Annotated in this window: 18 protein-coding genes and 1 tRNA gene; 9 read left to right on the top strand and 10 right to left on the bottom strand. The window is 58.9% G+C overall.

Features of this window, described 5'->3' with window-relative positions:
- Positions 1-12 precede the first annotated feature (12 nt).
- Positions 13-927: a branched-chain amino acid transaminase gene (locus NW860_RS11515; protein WP_414514304.1), complete on the bottom strand. Its 915-nt coding sequence runs from the start codon at positions 925-927 to the stop codon at positions 13-15.
- Between the two features lie 162 nt (positions 928-1,089).
- Between NW860_RS11515 and NW860_RS11510 the strand changes: the two genes are divergently transcribed.
- On the top strand, positions 1,090-2,523 hold the full coding sequence (locus NW860_RS11510) for a hemolysin family protein (protein ID WP_414514302.1): 1,434 nt from the start codon (positions 1,090-1,092) through the stop codon (positions 2,521-2,523).
- Between the two features lie 4 nt (positions 2,524-2,527).
- Here NW860_RS11510 and NW860_RS11505 read toward each other — a convergent pair whose 3' ends face one another.
- Positions 2,528-4,063: an aminotransferase class I/II-fold pyridoxal phosphate-dependent enzyme gene (locus tag NW860_RS11505; RefSeq protein ID WP_414514300.1), complete on the bottom strand. Its 1,536-nt coding sequence runs from the start codon at positions 4,061-4,063 to the stop codon at positions 2,528-2,530.
- A 122-nt stretch (positions 4,064-4,185) separates the two neighbouring features.
- On the opposite strand from NW860_RS11505, the gene NW860_RS11500 reads away from it, so the two are divergent.
- Complete coding sequence (locus NW860_RS11500; protein ID WP_099812264.1) at positions 4,186-4,752, top strand: DUF2854 domain-containing protein; 567 nt, start codon at positions 4,186-4,188, stop codon at positions 4,750-4,752.
- 193 nt (positions 4,753-4,945) lie between these two features.
- Here the strand turns inward: NW860_RS11500 and NW860_RS11495 are convergent, their stop codons facing one another.
- From NW860_RS11495 to pilM, 4 genes are all read right to left on the bottom strand, one after another.
- On the bottom strand, positions 4,946-7,054 hold the full coding sequence (locus NW860_RS11495) for an AMIN domain-containing protein (protein WP_414514298.1): 2,109 nt from the start codon (positions 7,052-7,054) through the stop codon (positions 4,946-4,948).
- 233 nt (positions 7,055-7,287) lie between these two features.
- The gene (locus NW860_RS11490) at positions 7,288-8,040 is read right to left on the bottom strand and encodes a hypothetical protein (protein WP_414514296.1); all 753 of its coding nucleotides are present in this window, start codon (positions 8,038-8,040) and stop codon (positions 7,288-7,290) included.
- Positions 8,040-8,747, bottom strand: coding sequence for a PilN domain-containing protein (locus NW860_RS11485; RefSeq protein WP_414393029.1), 708 nt, complete (start codon positions 8,745-8,747; stop codon positions 8,040-8,042). The genes NW860_RS11490 and NW860_RS11485 overlap by 1 nt, the downstream gene beginning before the upstream one ends.
- A 26-nt stretch (positions 8,748-8,773) precedes the next feature.
- Positions 8,774-9,934, bottom strand: a complete 1,161-nt coding sequence (gene pilM, locus NW860_RS11480) for a type IV pilus biogenesis protein PilM (protein ID WP_414514294.1) — start codon at positions 9,932-9,934, stop codon at positions 8,774-8,776.
- A 178-nt stretch (positions 9,935-10,112) separates the two neighbouring features.
- On the opposite strand from pilM, the gene NW860_RS11475 reads away from it, so the two are divergent.
- Entirely contained in the window at positions 10,113-11,231 is a 1,119-nt protein-coding gene (locus NW860_RS11475) for an iron-containing alcohol dehydrogenase family protein (RefSeq protein WP_414393025.1), read from the top strand.
- A gap of 1 nt (position 11,232) precedes the next feature.
- Here the strand turns inward: NW860_RS11475 and NW860_RS11470 are convergent, their stop codons facing one another.
- From NW860_RS11470 to NW860_RS11460, 3 genes are all read right to left on the bottom strand, one after another.
- Positions 11,233-12,165, bottom strand: a complete 933-nt coding sequence (locus NW860_RS11470) for a DMT family transporter (RefSeq protein WP_414514292.1) — start codon at positions 12,163-12,165, stop codon at positions 11,233-11,235.
- 142 nt (positions 12,166-12,307) lie between these two features.
- Entirely contained in the window at positions 12,308-13,426 is a 1,119-nt protein-coding gene (locus NW860_RS11465) for a glycosyltransferase family 9 protein (protein WP_414514290.1), read from the bottom strand.
- 96 nt (positions 13,427-13,522) lie between these two features.
- Positions 13,523-14,314 carry a hypothetical protein gene (locus tag NW860_RS11460; RefSeq protein WP_414425994.1) on the bottom strand — a complete coding sequence of 264 codons (792 nt, stop codon included), beginning with the start codon at positions 14,312-14,314 and terminating at the stop codon, positions 13,523-13,525.
- Between NW860_RS11460 and NW860_RS11455 the strand changes: the two genes are divergently transcribed.
- The 4 genes from NW860_RS11455 to NW860_RS11440 all read left to right on the top strand — a co-directional run bounded on the left by NW860_RS11455 (position 14,313) and on the right by NW860_RS11440 (position 16,451).
- Complete coding sequence (locus NW860_RS11455) at positions 14,313-14,450, top strand: hypothetical protein (protein ID WP_414406177.1); 138 nt, start codon at positions 14,313-14,315, stop codon at positions 14,448-14,450. The genes NW860_RS11460 and NW860_RS11455 overlap by 2 nt on opposite strands.
- Before the next feature lie 202 nt (positions 14,451-14,652).
- Complete coding sequence (locus NW860_RS11450; RefSeq protein WP_414514287.1) at positions 14,653-15,912, top strand: DUF4912 domain-containing protein; 1,260 nt, start codon at positions 14,653-14,655, stop codon at positions 15,910-15,912.
- 104 nt (positions 15,913-16,016) lie between these two features.
- Positions 16,017-16,090: transfer RNA gene (locus NW860_RS11445), tRNA-Met, on the top strand.
- Positions 16,091-16,154: 64 nt separating this feature from the next.
- Entirely contained in the window at positions 16,155-16,451 is a 297-nt protein-coding gene (locus tag NW860_RS11440; RefSeq protein ID WP_414393014.1) for a BolA family protein, read from the top strand.
- A 4-nt stretch (positions 16,452-16,455) separates the two neighbouring features.
- On the opposite strand, the gene NW860_RS11435 is transcribed toward NW860_RS11440, so the two are convergent.
- A complete protein-coding gene (locus NW860_RS11435) occupies positions 16,456-17,580 on the bottom strand; it encodes a PP2C family protein-serine/threonine phosphatase (protein WP_414514285.1) in 1,125 nt (374 codons plus the stop codon).
- A 462-nt stretch (positions 17,581-18,042) separates the two neighbouring features.
- On the opposite strand from NW860_RS11435, the gene NW860_RS11430 reads away from it, so the two are divergent.
- Entirely contained in the window at positions 18,043-19,776 is a 1,734-nt protein-coding gene (locus NW860_RS11430) for a hypothetical protein (RefSeq protein ID WP_414514283.1), read from the top strand.
- Positions 19,777-19,849: 73 nt separating this feature from the next.
- Entirely contained in the window at positions 19,850-20,890 is a 1,041-nt protein-coding gene (locus NW860_RS11425; protein WP_414514281.1) for an NADP(H)-dependent aldo-keto reductase, read from the top strand.
- Positions 20,891-20,967 lie beyond the last annotated feature (77 nt).

Below are 20,967 nucleotides of genomic sequence, written 5' to 3'. Positions count from 1 at the left end.
CAATCTAAGACTTTAGTTCAGAGGGATCACCTTTACCCAGTGGGAATAGGCGGGATCCCGGTTTTCCATGATGGCTGTGAGCTTCTGCCGCAGTTGCTCGGTAATGGGGCGGGACGACGGCAGGACGTACTGCTCGATCTGGCGGATGGGCGTGATCTTGGCGGCGGTGCCAGTGAGGAAGGCCTCGTCAGCGATGAACAGCTCTGACTTATCGACAGGGCGTTCTTGGGTGGGGATCCCTAGGTCGCGGGCCAAGGTGAGGATGCTGTCGCGGGTGATCCCTTCTAGGATGTCCTGGTCGAAGCTGGGGGTAATCAGCACGCCGTTGCGCACGATGAAGATGTTCATGCCCGAGGCTTCGCTCACTTTGCCCTGGGAGCTGATTAAGATAGCTTCGTCGAAGCCAGACTGTACTGCCTCGGTCTTGGCCAGGGAGGAGGTAATGTAGGCACCAGTGATCTTGCCCCGCAGCGGTAGGCTGCGATCCTCCTGGCGGGCCCATGAGCTGATGCGGCAACTTACCCCTTCCGGCGAGAGGTAGTCTCCCAATTCCAACCCGTACACGAAGAAGTCTTTCTCGATGTTGTGCAGCCGCGGTGAGATGCCCAGGTCCGAGGTATACACCAAGGGGCGGATGTAGAAAGAGGTGGAAGGGCGGTTTTTCCGGATCAGCTCCACAATGACCTGCTCGATCTTCTCCGCAGGCAAATCGAAGCAGAGTAGGCGAGCACTTTGGCTTAGCCGTCGGCAGTGGCGATCCAGGCGAAACACCAGCACTTGATCCGGATTTTGCGGATCGGGGATCCCGCGCAGGCCGCCAAACGCTGCCGTCCCGTAGTGCAGAGCATGGGTGGCAATGGAGATCTTCGCCTCGGCAAAGGGAACGATCTGGCCCTGAAAGTAGGCGTAGGGCAGAAAATCGGGCATGGTCGGCACCTACTGCAGCAGGAAAAGGGGTAGGAATATTATCGCCGATTGACGCAGCAGCGGGAGTCCGCCGTTCTCTAGCCCACCTGACGGGCGCCAGAGAATCAAGGGCCGGGGGCGCTCTAAGCTAGAATGCTGTCTATCCGTCTTGCTGCTCCCCTGATGGACGACCCTCCTTTAGGCTCGGCACCTAGCTCTAAGCTTACGTGGGGAGAGGCGTCTCTCAGTCTCCTCTGGATTATTGCCCTTCTCCTCATCAACGCTTTCTTTGTGGCGGTGGAGTTTTCCTTGGTTTCGGCGCGGCGCTCCCGCATGGTGCAGTTGGCCAGTGAGGGGAACCGCCAGGCAGCTCTTGTGCAAAAAGCCCAGGAACAACTGGAATATGCCCTCTCCACCACCCAGTTGGGCATTACCCTGGCCAGTGTGTTGTTGGGCTGGATCGGGGCTACCCAAGTGGCGCCGACGCTGTTCTTGGCTCTGAGGCAACTGCCCTGGTTGCAGGGTATGGATCCCGCTCTTGTGCAAGGTGGGTCGGGGGTAGTGGTATTTTCACTCCTCACCTATTTCCAGATCGTGTTGGGGGAGCTGCTCCCCAAGACTCTGGCCATTCTCTACTCGGAGCCAATTGCCCTAAAGCTGGCCTGGCTCAACCGACTGGTAAGCCGCTTTTTACATCCTTTTGTGGAGCTCCTGCGGTTTTCCTCCCGCTGCGTGCTGCGCCTTTTGGGCGTCCGCGTTCCGGAGGCTACTTCTTTTTACAGCACGATGACGGTGGAGGAGCTACAGCTGCTGATTGCCTCGTCGGTGGAGTCGAGCAACATCGAGGCGGAGGAGCGGGAGCTGTTGAGCAACATCTTTGAGTTTGGCGAGACAGTGGCCAGCGAGGTGATGATCCCGCGCACCAGCATCGACGCCGTGCCCGAAACCGCCACAGTCCAGGAGGTGCTGGCGGAGGTGGCCGAATCAGGGCATTCCCGCTACCCGGTCTACGGCGAGTCTTTGGACGACATCCGGGGGCTGATTCACGTCAAGGAGCTCATTGGCGAGCTGGCCAAGGGATCCTTGGATTTGCACAGCCCCATTGCTCCCTTCATTCGGGAGGTTCACTTTGAGCCGGAAAACAAGCTGATCGCAGAGCTCTTGCCGGAGATGCAGCGGCACCACTGGCCGATGGTGGTGCTAGTGGATGAGTTTGGCGGCACGGCGGGCCTGATTACCATTCAGGACTTGGTGGAGGAGATCGTCGGCAAGCTCTCCGATGGGCCGGATCCCAAAAGGAAGGAGCCGGACATCGAGGAGCTGGACGAAAACACTCTCCTTATCCAGGCCCAGTTGGACATCGAAGAGGTCAACGAGCGCTGCCACCTTAACCTCCCCTTGCATGAGGATTACCAAACGCTGGGAGGCTTTTTGATTTACCAGCTGCAGAAGATCCCGCGCGTAGGGGAAAGGTTTACCTACCAAGGCCTCGAGTTCCAGGTGGTGCGCATGGAGGGGCCGCGGGTGGATCGGGTGAAGGTTGTCCGCCATCGCCGCAACTCTCCCAGCCCCCTGCCAGCACTCCCCCCTGCCCAGACGGCGAAGCCTGGCAGTTGAGGAGCTAGGTTTTGACGACTTTGAGGGTCTGCAGCCGCACGTCTTCGGGGCCGTTGATGAAGCCGCCCGCCTCGTGCACCAGCAGCAGATAGTCCACTGCCTCTTGGGTTACCTCTTCGCCAGGCACCAAAATGGGGATCCCGGGCGGGTAGGGGGAAATGATTTCGGCACAGATGCGGCCCACAGCTTCTTGAAAAGGGATCCGCTCGATGGGGGCAAAAAAGGCCTGCCGCGGCGAGAGCCGTTGGGGCGGGAGGGGGGGGCGTTTCAATTCGGCCAGGCGCCGCAGTTTCTCGGCTATTGCCAGGGAAGGCGGGGATCCCTGGGCATACTTCGACAAAGCCGCAAAGCTCTCCACCAGCCGGTCGATATCCCGCTGGGTGTTGCCGAGGCTAACAATAAAGACCACGTTGTGCAGGGTGGACATCTCCGGCTGCACGTGGAAGTGCTCGTTGACCCAGTCGTGGGCGTCGAAGCCAAAGAGGCCCAGCCCCGACACCGTCACGGTCAAGCGGGTGCGGTCCAAATCGAAAAAGCCGGGAGTGGAGCCAATGCGCTCCGGGCCGAAGCAGAAGATGCCTGGGATGCGGTTGAGGCGGGCGCGGGCCTGATCCGCCAAAGCCAGGGCTTGGCCCAGGAGAACTTCCCCTTCCAGGGCCATCTGCCGCCGCGCCACGTCCAGCGACATCATGAGCACGTAGTTAGGGCTGGTGGACTGCAGCAGCTGCAGGATGTTGCGGACTCGGTTGGGATCGACTCGGGATCCCTTGAGGTGCAGCATCGACGCCTGGGTCATGCCGGAGATGACTTTATGGGTGGACTGCACCACCAGGTCAGCCCCGGCTTCCAAGGCGGAGAGGGGCAGTTCTGGGTGAAAGCCAAAGTGGGGCCCGTGGGCTTCGTCCACTAGCAGAGGCAGGTTGTGGGCATGGGCAATGGCTGCCAGCGCTTCTAAGTCGCAGCAAACCCCGTAGTAGGTGGGGCTGACCACCAACACGCCCTTGGCGTCGGGGTGCTGGGCCAGCGCTTGCTCCAGGCTGGCAGGGGTGATGCCGTGGGCAATGCCCAGCTCCAAGTCAAAATCTGGCTCAATGTAGACGGGCACGGCCCCAGAGAGGATCACGCCGGCGATGGCCGACTTGTGACAGTTGCGCGGTAGTAGGATCTTGTCCCCTGGGTCGCACACCGCCATCACCAGGGTTTCTACGCCACAGGTGGAACCGTTGACCAAAAACCAACTGCGATCGGCGCCGTAGGCCGCTGCGGCTAGCTCCTGGGCCTCTCGGATCACGCCGTCGGGATCGTGGAGGTTGTCCACCTCTGGCAGCTCCGTCAGATCCGCTCGGAAGACGTTTTCTCCCAAAAACTCCCGCAAATCGGTGGCGATCCCCCGTCCCTGCTTGTGGCCTGGCGTGTGAAAAGGAGCCTTATCCAAGCTGCAATAGTGGCGGATGGCCTCAAATAGAGGTGCTCGCTCCTGGGCTTTGCGATCCAGCGAGCGCAAGCAACGAGAGGTTTTGGACAGATTGGACAGAACCACAGACCACTCCTCAACACACCAGGTGGGCATTTTGTGATTATCCATCCCAATGGAGGCTAAGTCCACCGCTGGCGCTTTTCCTGCTAGCCTGGGTTTTCAGGTGGCCTTTTTTCCTCTCCTGTATGTTTGAAAAACTGCCCTTCCCCCTGAGCACTCTCGTGTTGCTGGCCGGCGTTGCCGCCACGGCTTGGGGCTTTGCCCACTACAACGATCCCACCCTCAATCTCATCGGCCTGTTTGCCGGGATCCCTTTGCTGTTGGGAGGGATAACCATGAAGGTAGTGGAACTCAAGCCGGTACCTGCCCTGGCCGCCCCTTCTCTCGAGGTGATCCAAGCCCGCGCCCAGCAGGCCACGGAAATTCAAAAGCAAGTCCGCGCCGATATCACCAAATATAGCTACGGGGCTAATGCCCACCTGGAAGATGCCCTGGAGTTTCTGGGTCTGCGCGGCCCTCTGGAAGCAGATCTGCCCAAGGTGAGAGGGTACAGAGAAGAGCTGCGAGATGGCCGGTATACCTTGGTGCTTCTGTTCGATTCCCCCAAGGTTCCCTTTCAACAATGGCAGGAAAGCTACCAGAAAAAAATGCAAGGCTTCTTTGGCCGAGATGTGGAGGTGCAACTGGGGCAGCCCCAAGAAAATCAGGTGGAATTGGCGCTTGTTGCCCGAGGTGGATCCCAGGCCACTTGAAGAAGCCATTAGCTGCTGAATGCAACTCAAAGGATCCCGAAGCTAATGCAGCCAGTAACTCAGGACTGTCGAGAGTTAACTCATGAGGGGTGTGGGGAGCTATGGGTCCTGCGCTGTGCCTGTAGTATCAGTGTTGGGAGGATGTCACGAAACTTGGCAGTTCGGCATAACCCTATTTTGCGGATTGGGAATTTTACGGATTGGGAGGAAGACCAAAAGCAACATTATCATCCATAATGTAGGGCGTTAGCATGAAGACCACCTCATTGCGCTCGTTATCCACACTCTGAGAGCGGAACAAAGCACCCAAAAGAGGCAAGTCGCCTAGGAAAGGCACTTTTTGAACCTCAACGATGTCCCTGTCTTGAATGAGGCCAGCAATAATAAAGGTTTGCCCATCTCTTAACCTGAGCTGAGATGCTTCCAGCCGCCTTCTGTCGATGTTAAAAAGTTGAATGCCTGCGAAGTCTCCACCTTCCAATACTTGAATGGGTACAGGAATAGAAATTTCCGGCTGAATGGTCAGGGTGACAAACCCATTGTCATCTATCCTAACTTCTGAGACGTTAAGGATAACCCCGGCATCCTCCCGCTGAAGGCGCTGAGTAGTCTTTTCCTGTTCTCCCTGACGCTCGGTGATAGTTTCGACATTAGTAGGAACGCTGATTGCAATTCTAATTTGGCTGGATCCGCCATCTGCCACCACAACTTTGGGGTCAGTTAGAATTTTTCCAGTTCCATTTTGTATTGCAGACTGCACTCTTAGAGCCAAAGACTGCTGCAGCCGGTTGAGAGTGTTAAATATTCCCGTGATGGATCCTGATGGGTCTTCAGGGCCGATAGAGCTTACCGAGGATCCCTCAGGTTGATTGAGCGGTTGACCACCAAACTTGGCGTCTCCCAAGGTTCCAAGGGCAAAGTTGCCAGATGCCCCTCCCAAGTTAACTGATAAGCTTTCGTTTTTGTCCAAGCGAATATCAACGGCTCTAACGGAAATCAGAACCTGTCGCCGACGCACATCCAATTGGGCAATCTGAGCAGCTACAATATCCTGCTGTTGTGGCGTGCCAACCACAGTAATAGAGTTGGTGCGTGGATCCTCAAAAAATTGAGCACCTGGTGCAACGGCGTCTAGAACTCCTTTGAGCCGCTCCACCAACTCCTTGGTAGCGACTGCCTGATTCAAGCGGTAGTTCCGCACCAGAACCCCTGCCACTCCTGGCAACGTTTTTCCAATGAATACAGTCTGACCCCGGCGCTGAGCCTGCAACTGTTTCAGCCGCAAGATATAGTTGAATGTCTCCTGCAAGGGCGAGTCTTGCACATCCAGAGAGATGGTTAAATCGGGCGGGACATCGTTGAGCACTACATTCAGTCCTGCTCGCCGCGCCAGCAGGCTCAACACATCGCCTACGGGAGCATCCTTTAGGGTCAAGCTAATCTTGGCTGTGGATCCAAGGTCAATCGGAGGAGGATCAGGCAAGATGGTGCCGATGGCAATATCTCCAGCAGGAGGGGCCACAGCTCTCCCCTGGAAGGGGGATCCAGTGGGCAAGCCTCCTGGCGGCAATTGCGGTTGGTTAAGCTGGCCCACGGAGGGCACCTGAGAAATGACCGGCCTAGGAGAAGCTGGCTGAGGAGTAGGAGCTGTCTGAGCTGGCGGGGAAGAGGGGGAGTTTTGGGCAAGAGGCTGAGGAGTAGCAGCTGCCACGCGGGGAGAAGGAGAGTTTTGAGCAGCCGGAGAAGAGGCAGGGGTTGCCGGTGGGGCACCAGGCTGAGCTCGAGTTGGCGAGGCTGGTTGATTGGGCACTACTTCTTGGCTGGGCGCTGCAGCTACAGGAGCTGGCAGGGCAGAGGGCAAGCCCTCAAACTCGAAGACCAACTGCGTTGGGCTACGCTGGGCCAGCAAGCCTTGGGGAGCTGCCGCAACGCCGGCAATTTCTACCCGCACGCTGTCACTACCTATTTGCTTGGCTTCGATGAAGCGCACTCCCGGCAGGGGAGAATCCTGACGATAGCGGCCTTGACCTCTATCCAGTTGGGCATTGGCGATATCCCCAATCCAAGACCGGCCCTGTTGGGTAAAGAACACCTGCGGACGGGCGCCCCCCGTGGTTTGGATCTCCAGTCTCATGCGGTTGCCGTGGGGCACTAGCCGAATATCGGTGATACGGCTGAGGCTTTGCGGATGGGTGGAGGTCAATTGTTGGGCAGCAGCCTCATCAGGCCGGCTTTCTACGGCCAACAGGGGCAGAGAAAGGATCAAGCTCAATGCCCATCCCCAAGCAACTCGACGGCTCATTATCCTCACACCTCACGCCCTTGTCCAAGCGTGTTCCTGCTTGAACTTCAGCACAGGTCTAGGCCGTGCTTCCCTAATCAAAGCCGAAATTTTGGCTTTTGCCACTACCTGTAGAGGCTTTTTTCTCCAATCTTCCCTACAGTCACACTAGATAGATGTCCCTCACCTCTGGGTTGCCCCTTGCGACAGAGCTCGCTGTCAGCCACCAGAGCCTAAGCAGGGTTCAGGCTGACCTATTGACCGGGTGCTGGCTGCTCTGGTTCAGATTGAGTAGGGGCGGGCTGTTCTGGTGCAGGGGAGGGTTGTCCTTCGGGCGCAGGGGCAGTACCCAAGGGAATGTCTTTGTTGTAGTAATAGGCGGTCAAGTCGAAGGCGACGTTCAGCTCCCCCCTCCCTTGAACGGGATTGAGGGAGAGGTTGCCCACGCGGAACAGAGCCCGAAAACGCTCGATGTCTCTCATGAGGTTGATAATGTCGGCGTAGGGACCCTGCACTGTGACGCGCGTGGTCTGCACCTGGATGGCTGGAGCAATGATTGCGGGCACTTCGGGGTTGTCCGAAGAAGCTGGCGCCAGAGGAGAAGGTCTGAAACTGAGCAACTGACTGTTAGGTTGCCCCTGCACCAGGCGGTTGAGATCGATCAGGTGAGTGTCGGCATTTTCAGGAGTAGCAAACAAAGCGCTGAGCTGTTGCTGCTGCCCGCGAGCCCTCTCGATCTGGTTGGGCAGATCCTGCAAGCTGGCAATCTGGCCCTGCACCTCCTGCAACTGGCTGGTTTTTTGGGCCACCTCTCTTTCCAAGGCTTGCACTTCTTCGATCAGGGGACGGAGTTGGGTGAAGGCCAGAAAGCCCGCCATGCCCACACCCAAGATTCCAATCAGAAGTCCAATGCGAATGGGAGTTAGCTCGACACCCAGCAGTACCGGCGGCCCTGCTGGAGGTGCCATCAGTTGTTCATCGTGAAAACTTTCCAGCGAGCCAGTCATCAGTTCGCCTCCGCTTGACGCAAGGTACGGATCTTTTCAACTAGGCCTATTGCTCCCCGCTGTTCCAGCTCACGGGTAAACTCTGGGTCGGGATCCCCGATAGTCCGAACAGTAACTGTTATGCTGTAAGCAACGCTGGCTTCAGTTTCAGGTGTGCCCTCCGCTCGAGAGGCACTGTTGAGAACGGCGCTGGTTACGAAGTTGGAATCCAGCAAGGTGAGCAAAAAGTCGTTCACCAAGGGAAAATCCAGCGCCTCTCCTTGTATGTTTACGGTGTCCCCAGAAGCGCTGATGTTGGTTATCCACACCCCTTGGCCAGGGATCCGGCGCCGCACTTCCTCCAAAATGGCTGACCAGGGCTGGATGGATCCCAGGAAAGATCGGAAGCCCTCCGTCTGGGTGCGAATGGTTTGTAATTCTTGGCTGAGGCCCTGGAGTCGGGTTAACTCGGCATTGGCTGTGCTGAGTTCCCCTTCGAGGCGGGTTCGCTCTGCCCTTAGGGCATCTCTTTGGCGCAAGAAGTGGGCCTGGAAGTACAAAAAACCCCCCATGGCCACGGCAGCCGCAGCAAACCCCAGGCCAAGGGCCAGGGCCCAGCTCCCCGCTCCTGCGGCAGTGGGTGGGGCAGCTATTGCCTCTGCCCCTGTCTGGACGGAGGCGGGAACTTCCGGTCTTTCTTTAAGAAAGTTGATCTCTGGGGTGTACATCTGTCGCCTCGCTTAGGTATTGCAGGTCATCCCTTGCCGGCTTCCCGCATGGCCAGACCCAAAGCTACTCCCATCGCCGGGCGCTCCTCTAGAGGCACCTCGATGGCATCCGGCACAAGGATGTTGCCAAAAGGATCCGCCAGCTCTACAGCCATGCCCAACGACTGAGATAGGAAAGCATCCACCTGGCCGATAGTGGCCCCGGAGCCGGCCAGAAAGACCTTCACCACGGGGAAGTTGCTTTCCGTGCTCGTGAAGAAGTCAATGGAGCGCTTCAGCTCATCGGCCAAGTCGGTAACAACACGCGCCACTGCGGCCACGCCTGGGTTGCTGGAAACCGCCTGCCCACCGCCAAGCAAAACCTCGTTGGGGTTGAGCAGGGGTAACCTCAGAGTTCGCAACAGCTCGCCAGTGCGACTGAAGGGCAAACTGAGAGACTGGGTCAGCACCTGCCGCATGTGGACAGTGCCGATGTTAACCGTGCGGGTAAATTGGGGGATGCCGTTGACCAAGATGCTGATCTCGCTGCTGTCGTAGCCGATGGAGCTGAGCAACACTGCCTCTTGAGGGCTGTACTGGAGGAGCTGGTCGCGGATGGTGCGAATGAGGGAGAAGCTGGCCAGCTCCACACAGCGCGCTTTCAAGTTGGCTGCTTGCAGCACCGCCAGGTAGTTGTCCACCACCTCCTTGGGGATTGCCACCAGCAGCACCTCGATGCGCTCAATGCCATCCTGGGAAAGGTCAAGGCCCAGGGGTTGGTAGTCCACATCCGCCTGATCCCGCGGGTAGGGGATGTAGAGTTCCGCCTCCTGCTCCAAAACCACCCGCCGCAGTTCATCGGCAGGCAGATCAGCCGGTAGGCGAAGGAGGCGAACAATGGCCTCCCGCGCCGGCACCGCGGTTGCCACCGGCAAGTTGGTGGGCACCTTGTACTCGCTGAGCAAGTTAGCCAAGCTCAGGCCAACGGTGTTGGGATCGAGGATGCGCCCCTCGGCCATCGCCCCCTCGGGCATTGCCACGCTGCGGTAGTGAGCCAGCCGATAGCGGCCACTACCCTGCTTTTTGAGTTGGGCAACGGCGATGCGCTCGGGGTTAATCTCCACCCCAAGCATGGTTTGGGCTTTGAAACCGCCGAAGAAGTCGAACACGCTGGGAAACCCCACCCTCTGCGCCACTGCTAGACGCATACTACCCAATCTGTTGGGGGGTTACCACCACTCGTAGTTGACTGCTGGCAAAGATTTGTGATAGCAGACCCTCCCTTCAACCCCTTCTAAGCAGGCGAGGCCTGCCCGTGACTACACCTGAGGTGGGAAAGGCAGAACTGGCGGCTAGAATCGTAGTCTGTAATTGCCCCTTTTGGGAATGAGAACTTGTGAATTTGACCTAGCCATCCCAGCGCCGGCCCGCCTGTACCGGGGCAGGGGCATTCTGGGGACTGTACCTCTGACGGTTCTGGGATCCCGGGTGTTGGTCATTGGGGGGGAGCGATCCCTGGCCGTGGCAGAGCTGCCCCTGAAGCGCAATTTTGCTCGGGATCCCGCCGTCCAGGTTTACTGGACTACCTACGGGGTTGACTGCAGTGAGTCGGAGCTGGCTCGCCTGCAGGCACTGGCCACAGCAGAATCGGTAACCGGCATTTTGGGGGTAGGAGGCGGCAAGGCGCTGGACACGGCCAAGCTGGTGGCCCATCGTTTGAGGATCCCAGTGGTAACGGTGCCCACCTCTGCCGCCACCTGTGCTGCCTGGAGTGCCCTGTCCAACATCTACTCCGATGCAGGCGCCTTTCAGCGGGATGTGGCCTTGGATCAAGCTCCCGCTGCCCTGATCCTGGACTATGAGCTCATTCTGCAAGCCCCAGCGCGCACGCTAGTGGCCGGGATCGGAGACGCCTTGGCCAAGTGGTACGAGTCTTCTGTAAGCAGTGGCAACTCGGAAGATGCCTTGGTGATTGCTGCTGTGCAACAAGCCCGTGTCCTGCGGGATCTGCTGTTCCAGCAATCCTTGGCGGCCTTGAGGGAGCCGGGCGGAACTGCTTGGAAGCAAGTGGTGGATGCCTGCATTTGCCTAGCGGGGATCGTCGGCGGCTTGGGAGGGGCTAAATGTCGCACCGTGGCCGCCCACGCTGTCCACAATGGCCTTACTCATCTGAGGGGGCACCGGGCCACCCTGCACGGGGAGAAAGTGGCTTTTGGCATCTTGGCCCAGCTCCGCCTGGAGGAGATCTTGCAGGGAAGCCAGTTGGCGCTAGCGGCCCGCACTCAGTTGCTGGAGTTCTACCGCCAGGTGGGACTGCCCCTGAACCTGCGGGATCTGCACCTAGGCCACCTGGGATCTGCCGAGCTGCTGCACGCTGCCCAAGTGGCCTGCCAGCCGGGATCGGATATCCACCACCTGCCCTTCCCTGTTAGCCCCGAAGCCCTGCTGGTGGCCCTCACCACCACTGACGTGACCAGCTCCAGCCCCGTCCTGCCACGGGTGTAAGTCATTGTCCTTGGCAGACTCCCCTACTACGGGCTTGGCGGGCCTCGCTGTATGCCGCGGAGGTGACGCCTGCTAAAATCAGGGTTCCGCCTACCCAAGTCCACCCATCCGGGATCTCGGCAAACACCCAGAACCCGAGCAGGCTAGCCCAGAGGAGGCGGGAGAAATCCAAAGGCAGGAGCATCGTTACGTCGGCTAGCTTGTAGGCTTGGGCAAGGGCCACCTGGCCAAGGCTGCCCAACAGTCCCATCGCCACCATCCACAGCCACTGCTCCGGCGAAGGCCAGGTCCAAACCCAAACGGCAGCCAAGAAGGAAAGGGGAGTCTGCAACAGGCCCATGTAGGCAGTGATCGTGAGGCTGGACTCGGTGCGGGCGAGGATCTTAAGCACGATGATCACCCAGCCAAAAAGAAGCGCCGCCGCTAAGGCTAGCCCTGTGCCCAAAGAGAATTCGCGAAAGCCCGGCCTCAGCATCACCAAAGTCCCGACAACTCCTAAGCCCAAACCCAGCCAGCGCGAGGGGCGCATCTGTTCTCCCAGCAGCCAAACCGCCATCATGCCAGCAAACAAAAGCTGGACAAAGCTCAGGGCCGTGGCTTCTGCCAAAGGCAACAGGCTGGCCGCCCAGAAGGAAAGCAGCATTCCCAGGGTGCTAATTGCCGAGCGCAGGAGGTAAAAGCTCATCTTGGCAGTGTGCAGAGAGTGGATCCCTGCTCGCAAAAGCAGCGGTACCAGGGCAAGAAACCCGAAGAGGTTGCGCAAAAACACAATCTCAAAAGGGTGCAGGGCAGGAGTGTTGAGCCGGATGATTACCCCCAAGCAGGCAAAGCAAAAGGTGGCTAGCAGCTTTAGGGCAACTCCCTGCCAAGCCCTCTGGTTTCTTTGCTCAGCAAGGCGGCTCCCTTGATGGCTGTACCTCCTCCCTGGAGTCACAGCTCACACCCAAATGGTCTAGGTACAGAGTTTTCGGCCTCAAACTCTCAGCTCAGCCAGACTTTCGGGGATCCAGCCTGCGCTCCTAGGCACCCTCTGCTGTCTACCAGACTGCTCCAAGGGGCAGGGCAAAACGGGACCCCTAGCTTTTCTTGAGAATCTCCTTGAGGTAGCCAATGACCGTTTCCGGCTTGAGGTGAACCATACAGGGGTGGCCTTCCACTAGGCAGGCTTCGTTTTTGAACTTGTTTTCTGCGCAGACCCGACATTTATAGGGAGTCTGGGTAACGTAAACATGGGGCAAGCGAGGTGCCCACAGTCGCACGGGGCTAGCTCCATCGCCGTCGGCATCGTTGCCAAATAGAGCAATGGTGGGACAGCCTACAGCTGCCGCAATGTGCATTGGCCCCGCATCCACGGAGATACAGACCCGCGCCCGCTTCAGGGCCCCCGCCAGCTCGAGGAGGGTGGTTTTGCCCCGCAAGTCAATCATCTCCGTTTCAGCCAGCAGTTGCTCCTCGCCGTCGCCGTGGTAGAGGGATCGCTGTAGCTCGGGGGCGCTACCTACTAGCCCCACCCGCAAGCCCTGGCCCTGGCACCACTGGATTACCTGGCGCCAGTATTCAAGCGGCCACATCTTGGCGCGGCGGGTGGTGGTGATGTGCACGAGGACCTCCGGCACCGGAAAATCGGGATCCCGGCTGGGGAGCTCTAGGCGGAAGAAATCCGTCTCTACATAGGCCAGGCGGCAGAAGATCTCGGCAATGTAGTTGCTGGTGAGGATATCTCTGTAGCGCTGCAAAAACTCCAGGCTGTTCCAGTCGTCGTCCTGGAGCATGCGCTGCACCGGGTCAGAGCCGGGATCCAACTTGCGGCGAAAATCCAAGGTCAGGCCAGCCCCGGCAATGTACTGGGGTCGCAGGGCCGTTACCGCTACCAGGTTGAGCTCGCTAAACTCGTCGCAATTGATGGCCAGATCGTAGGGACCAGCTTGAGCCACGCGATCCCGCACAGCGGCCGCTAGGGCCTCGAGGTAATCGGGGCGGCGGCTATAGAGGGGGAAACTGAAGTCGATGTAGGGGCAGTGGAGCTCAAAGTCGCGGGTAATTTCGCTGCCAAAAAAATCCAGCACACAGCCGGGGTATTTTTCCTTGAGGCCACGCAAGAGGGGGATGGTGACCACAAAGTTGCCCACCTTGCTGGAAGAAAATACCGCTAGATGTGGCCGTTCCCGCAGGGGTTGGTTGGCAAACCGTTGCATAAGGCTATGCCGTCTGGGTCGGTGGTGTAGAGCCCTCTCGCTAGGCTAGCATCCCCAGGTCAGCCTTCCAGCCAAGTCCTTGGGGAGGGGCTATACCTAGGGCAAGCTGGCTTGGCTGCCATCCCAGATGACCACCACGGCAAAGCGATCCAGAAAGCCATCGGCGGCGTTCATCCGGCGCAAGTTGAAGGCATCTTCGGCAGAGATCACCAGGTCATAGCCCAGGGTGCGCAGGGCGCGGATGCGGTGGGGCCGCTCCCCAATGCGGTTGACTAACAAGCGGGCCTGCTCTTCCGAGGTGGCGTAGGCGGCTGTGCCCTCGCTGCCCACAAAGGCGGCGTTGAGATCCTGGCCAAGGTTGATGGGCGGGTAAACAGGGTTGCCATCGGGATCCAAAAGGCGCATCGACTGGCTGGGCAGAAAGTCCAGGCCGCGGGCATCGACCAGCAGCCCTGTTACCTGGGACTGGGGCCGCTGGGATCCCGCCTCCAGGCCAGTTCCACCCCCTGACCCTTGGCCTGTGCCCACCCCTGAGCCAGGACTGGAGCCGCGCACCCCGCTCTGGCCGCTGCCAGGCCCGATTACTCCCCCTTGCCCAGACCCCAAGCCACCGCCGCCGGCGCTCATGTCCAACTGGCGCAACAAGTCCAAATCGAAAATCGGCCCTTCTGATCCTGCGTTCTCGTCAGGAAATAGCTGGTCGGGAGTGACCGAACGCCAGGGCGCTTCTTGTTTCTCAAGGGTTGGGGTAGGGGATCCCCCCTGCAGGCGGTGGAGGGGAGGAAACAGTGTCTGCGCCTCGACCGCTTCCCCCGGCAAGACAAGTCCCCCTGCCAGGAGTCCCAGGGCTGCCGCCTTGATCCGGATCCCTGCGCCTTGAGTTCTCATGCCCACACCTCTTGGCCTGAAAATCCGCAGCCGCTCGTTCCCCCATGCTATCCAGGCAGGGGTGGTTTGGCAGGGGATCGCGCGCAGTCCTCCTTTCTTTCTGATCCCCAGCGATCCCCAAGCTCTTGACCAATAGGAAGAAATACGTGAACATAGGGTCATCATTACTGATCCCCGCTGATCCCAACCTGTAGTCATCATCGGTTGGAAGACGCAAAGCCGGCTGTCACCCCAGTAGGTCAGGGGTTGCGCTTAGCCGCAAGCTGGGATCAGCCTTATCGGTTAGCCAGTTGAGTGTGCGCACAAGCCCGATTTGTTGAGGAGAGGAGGCCCCGACCATGCCACCAGAGCGGATCCCCTTAGAAGAAATGACCATCCGGCAGTTGCGGGAAGAAGCGGCCCGCTATCAGATCCCCAAGTACAGCCGCATGACCAAAGACCAGCTTATCGAGGCCATTCGGGAGGCCAAAGCTAAGTCTGGGCGCCCTGTCGATACCATGCCAGCGCCCAGCGGGCAAGAATCGGTTACCCAAACGAAGTTTGTGGGTCCGGAGGTTGCCAGCAAGCCGGATCTGGCCGATGTGGATAAAGGGTTAGGGGATCTGCCAGGTGGCTATGGCGAAAGCCGCATTGTTCTGCTGCCGCGGGATCCCCAGTGGGCCTACGCCTATTGGGATGTGCCCAACGAGGCCAAAGAGAGCAAGCGCCGCGAGGGAGGTCAGCAGTTGGCGCTGCGCCTCTATGACGTAACGGATATCGATTTCGACCGCCAGCCGGCCCACAGCATGCAGGAGTACCCCTGCGACGAGTTGGCGCGGGAATGGTACCTGCCGATCCCGGTGAGCGATCGCTCCTACCTGGTGGAGATTGGCTACCGGACGGCGGATGGTCGCTGGCTCGTGTTGGCCCGCTCGGCGGCGGTGATGGTGCCGCCAGTCTTCCCTTCTGACTGGTTTGAAGAGCACTTCCTGACAGTGCCCTTTGACATGCCCCTCCAGGGCCGCACCCTCTACCAGCTCACCGAGCCCTACAAGCGCAGCGCTACCGGCATGGGCGTGGTGGCCTACAAAGGCGACGAGCCGCAGCGGGAGAGGACAGCGGATCCCTTCCTGGACATGGTGGAGGCTTTCGAGGCGATGCGAGTAGCGGGATCCTTGTTTGGCAGCCACCAACTGGTGCCGGAGCAGGCCATCAGCTCGTTCATCGTTCCGTCCGGCGTGGGCATGATGGGCATGGCAGAAGTGCCTGCTGCTCCTTGGATGGCCTCTGGCTCGGGGTTGGGGCTGTTCTCGGGCGCTTCCGAAGTGCTACCGCGGCGCTCCCGTAAGTTCTGGCTGGTGGCCGATGCCGAACTCATCGTCTATGGAGCCACGGAGCCCGATGCCACCGTCACCATCGGGGGGCGCAAGATCCAGCTCAACCCTGATGGCACTTTCCGCTTCCACATGGCTTTCCCCGACGGCAACATCGATTTTCCCATCTTTGCTGTAGCTGCCGACGGCGAGCAAACCCGCGAGATCCACATGACCTTCGATCGCCGCACCCTCTCTCGCCGCACCAACACCAAAGAGGAGGCCCTTGAGGAACTGCTGCCCTAGAGGTTCTGCTCTTGCCCTTCCCCCTGGTTGCCAGGGGGATTTTTTTTGGTCGGTAGCCGAGGACTTGCCGACCCTGGAAGAAGCAGGCTAGAGTAGAAGAACGACGCGGGGTAGAGCAGCCTGGTAGCTCGTCGGGCTCATAACCCGAAGGTCACTGGTTCAAATCCAGTCCCCGCTATAATATCTGCAAATAGGAGGAGAGCTTCTTTACGTTTCTTGGGCCGAAGCCAGGAAGACGGCGCATGGATTCGCGGGAAATCGAGGCGTTGATACAGGCTGCCCTACCCGGCGCCAAAGTGCATGTAGAAGATACAGTGGGCGATGGCAACCATTTTCAGGCTGTTGTTGTAGCTGAGCAGTTCCAGGGCCTGTCCCTCATCCAACAGCACCGGCTGGTGAACGAGGCCTTGAAGCCCTACCTTCAGGATGGCCGTCTCCACGCCCTAGCTCTCCGTACCTTTACTCCTAGCCAGTGGGAGGAGCTTCAGGGAGCGGATCCCGGTTCAGCTCTTCAATCATCCCCATTCCCTCCTTCTTGAGCTACTAGCCAAAGCTGATACGGAGCAGAGAAAAGTCATCTTCAAGAGCCGCCCTGCCGCGGAAAGATTGGATGTGTTGCAGAACGTGATCGACGCCAATGCAGGCATGGGCGCCTAGGAACGACTTCCAGTTCTCTATCCCCCAGATCCCTTCCGAGCTGGACACTTCGTAAACCCCGTCGCTGAACACGTAGAGACAACTGTTCGCCGGGATCCGCACTTCGTCCCTGGCAAAGTCCTGCTCGGGCAAAACGCCAATGGGCAAATTGGGTGTCTTCAGCTCTAGGGGGATGGGATCCGATTGAGCAACCAACAGAGCGGGGGGGTGGCCAGCGCTGGCAAAAGAAAGCAAGCGAGATCCCGGCTGGTAAACCCCATACCAGAGGGTGAAGTACATGTCATGGTGGGATCCCATTGGGAAGGACTGGTTGAGGGCGCGCAACACCGCATCTGGCTGCCGCAGGTCGGTGTCGGGCAGGCTCTGGGAGCGCAGCTGGTTCACCACCGACACGGACAAGAGGGCGGATCCCACCCCGTGCCCTGAGACATCCAGAAGGTAAATAGCTAGGTGATCCTCGTCCAGCCACTGGTAGTTAAACGAATCGCCCCCCAGCTCCTGGGAGGGCAAAAAGCACCACTCAATCGCTATCTGGTGAAGGGGGAAGTGAGCCGGTTTGGGCAAAAGCGAGCGCACATAGCTAGCTGCTTCAGCCAACTCCGCCCGCAGTCGAGCAGTTTGCTGCTGCAGGTCATGGCTGAGCTGGTGCAAGCGTAGCCCAGCCCGCACCCGCGCTCGCAATTCATTGGGATCGATTGGCTTGCTGAGGAACTCGTCTGCCCCAGCATCTAGGCCCTGAATGCGGTCTTCGACTTCGGTGCGGGCGGTAAGCAAAATGAAGAAGGTGGTGGAAAACTTGGGATCAGCCTTGATGCGCCGGCAGACTTCCAGCCCATCCATATCAGGCATCATCCAGTCGCAGATAATCAGCCCCGGGGCTAGAAGGTGGGCCTTCTCCAGCCCTTCCGAACCATTGCTGGCTATCTCGACGGTGTAGCCTTGCCGCTCCAGGGATCGCTTCAACAGCAAGCAAATGGTGGGATCGTCGTCAACAATCAGAATAGTCGTCATCCCTGCCCTCCTATCCCCGAGGCTGAAACCGCGTTCAGGCGCTCTGCCAGAACGCCCCTCTCCTCACTCGCTTTATCCGGTCGCTAACCCGCAAGGAGGGAGTTGCCGCCAGTTAGCCCGCTAGCAGTAGTAGAGGTTGCTTCCGCAATCCCCTCTATCTCTCTCTGACGCTCCCAAACCGTAATTGCCCGCTACCCAGAAACTAACTTTCTCAGGATACTGAAGAATGGGGCTAAAGACCTTCCAGGATGCCCTTTCCCTTTGCTGTCAGGGAGAGTCGCCAAGTCCCTTGGGAGATGCAGATCACACCTACCTGGGAATACTTTCTTCTATAGTCTACCTGCAGATTCGAGAGCGTCTAACAGTCCCTTCTCCCTGGCGTTGGGGTGGTGTCCCATGAGTGCATCTCCACGATGGCCATCTTCTTCTCCACTTGAGGATGGACGCACCGCCCCGCCGCCCATGCCAACTGGAGCCCTCGAGGGGGAGATTCGTCTGGAAGACCTGGACGAGAAGCAATGGCTGGCCAGCTTATCGTCGGTGGTGCTTAACCCTGCAGCTTGGAGCTGCTTCAGCCTTAGCGAAACCAGCCGCCTGCTGCGACCTTTGCAAATTTCCCCTGATCTAACAGGAACTCTCATCCTCTCTCCCAACGCCACCGCCGAGATTGTGTACAAGTTTCTTACGCGCGACGGTCGGATTGGAACCATGAAGGGGCTGATCTCGATCGAGTCCTTTCGCAGCGAGCGGCTGTACTCCGTTTACGAGCAACTGCGTATTGAAAAAGTCATACCGGTTTTTAGCGAGTCGGTCGTCGTGCAAATCGTGGATCAGCTAAGGCCGATTTTTGCCCGCGACTTGGACGAACTGCTCTGGCAAGAAAGCCTTTACTTCACCCCCCAAGATCTGCGCCAGCCGGAGTTTTGGCTGCGCGGCCTGCGGCCGGAGGCGATCCCACGCCGCTTTCGGCCCCACCTGCAAAGGGTGTACTCCCACATCATGGGGGTGTGTCGCAGCCTGCCCAACATCGCTTTTCAACTGTGTCTGCGGGCCTACTTGGAGTACAACGACGTCAAAAACCACCATCTCCTCGCCCTGCTGCTTAGCAAGTATTTCTATACGCTCTACCGCATCGGTGGGCTGGACGGCTGGGAAAGTCGGGATCCGGTGGAGGTGGGATCCCTGTGCTCTTCCAATCGACGAGCTCGGCTGCGGGCTCTTTCTCACTTGCTGACTCTGGACAACGACAGCGACGAACCGCTGGCAAGCCTCGGGAGTCCAGGGCCGGGCGGCAGTTATTTCAGCGGAGAGTGGGAGCCTGCTGCTAGCGAGGTGCCGAGTACGGAAGAGATTGAAAAGCTACGGCAAGATGTAGAGGCAGCGCGCAGCCAGGCCGCCGCGGCCCAGCAGTTGGTAGCTCAATATCAGGAAGAGAAAAAACAAGAGCTGCTCAACCGCCTCCAGGATCCGAAGAAGTTTCTCCTTTTCAGCCTCCATCAATTTTTCGACACCCTCTTGGTCTCCCTACCCGTAGAGGTGAAAAGCGAGTACGGGTCAGCTTGGGTACCGCGCACCTCCTACTTGGACGAGAAAGACCGGGACAACCTGACCGAGCATTTGCACTGGATCACCAGCGAGGCCTATTTGCTGAGCATCCCCTTTGCCGAGTCAACCATCATCGGCTACTGGCGGGTTTTGGCCGATTCGTTCTACAGCCAATGGATTTTGAACCAGTACAAGCAGTTGCAAAGCTACGGAGTGGATCTGGAGCAGCAGGGCATCCAAATCCTGGAGCGAGAACAATTTTTGCATGAAGTGCAACTGCGCTTTGCTGCCCGCCACCGCGAGATTGTGACTCAAAATGTGGAGAAGATCAGCCAAATTCTGGTGGATAGCCTGGCCAAGCGGGTGGCCCTTAACACCAGCCAGCAAAGCTTTCAGGCGATGCGAGCCAAATTGACCACCGTTTTGGATATGGAGATCTCCCGCAAAGATATGGGGGAAGTGCGGCGGCTGATCGACTACTTTACCGATGTGTTTTTGGGCAAGCAGGAGGAGTTGCGCTCGCCCTATCCGGTGGGCACGATTTTACAGGTCAAAGCGGCCATTGAAGCTCGCCCCCCCGACAGTCGCAGCCGCATTGGCCTGGAAATCTTAAACCAGATCTACCGCGAGTACGTCCCTGTCCTGCAGTAGGCGAGGGATCCCACAGGCAGGCAACTGGCCTCAGAATAGGGCTACGTCTCGGGTTAGGCAATCGAGAGTCCCCATGCGCTACCGCCAGCTTGGCCACAGCCCTCTCCAGGTTTCAGAGATCTGCCTGGGCACCATGACGTTTGGTGAGCAGAATACCCAGGCCGAGGCTTGGGAGCAGCTCGACTACGCAGTGGAGCACGGGATCAACTTCATCGATACGGCGGAGATGTACCCGGTGCCAGCGCGGGCGGAGACCCAGGGAGCTACAGAACGCTACATCGGCGAGTGGCTGCGGCACCAACCCCGGGATCGCCTCATCATAGCCACCAAGATCACCGGCCCCGGTCGGCCCTGGCACTGGATCCGCGGCGGGTCTTTGTCGATCACCCGCGACAACCTCAAACAGGCAGTGGCCGGCAGCCTCAAACGCCTAAAAACCGACTACATCGACCTCTACCAAATCCACTGGCCGGATCGCTATGTGCCGCTGTTTGGGGGCGTGGCCTACGACCCTTCTCAAGAGCGGCCCACAGTTCCCATTGCTGAGCAACTGCAGGGGCTGGCGGAACTGGTGCAGGAGGGCCTAGTGCGCTACATCGGCCTGAGCAATGAAACCCCCTGGGGACTCTGCGAGTTCTGCCACGTGGCCGAGCAATTGGGCTTGCCCAAGGTGGTCTCGATTCAGAATGCCTACAGCCTCCTCAACCGCACGTTTGAAATGGGCTTGGCGGAAGTCTGCCGCCACGAGCAGGTGGGGTTGCTGGCCTACAGCCCCCTGGCCTTTGGGCTGCTGACAGGAAAGTACCTAGGGGGCGCCAAGCCGCCGGGATCCCGCTTGGTTTTGTTTGAGGGCTTTGGCCAGCGCTACCGCAAGCCCAATGTGGAAGAGGCCGTAACCGCCTATGTCCAGATTGCCCGCCGGCACGGCCTGACCCCTGCCCAGTTGGCTTTGGCCTTTGTGCGCAGCCGTTGGTTTGTCACTAGCACCATCATCGGGGCCACCAATCTCGCCCAGCTCAAGGAAAACCTCAGTTGCCTGGAGGTGGAGCTATCGCCTAAGATCCTGGTGGAGATCGAGGCAGTGCATCAGCGCTACCCCAATCCTGCCCCCTAAAACGGCTGGCAAAACCGGCAGCCGGATAGAACTTTTTGGAAGGTTTCCCTGTCTGAGTGCGCAGTTTGGCTCGTCTT

It is taken from the genome of Synechococcus sp. F70.1 (assembly GCF_047502745.1).
Lineage (GTDB): Bacteria > Cyanobacteriota > Cyanobacteriia > Thermostichales > Thermostichaceae > Thermostichus.
The sequence above is the reverse complement of the archived record's forward strand: the minus strand, read 5'-3'. Positions and strand labels throughout refer to the sequence as shown.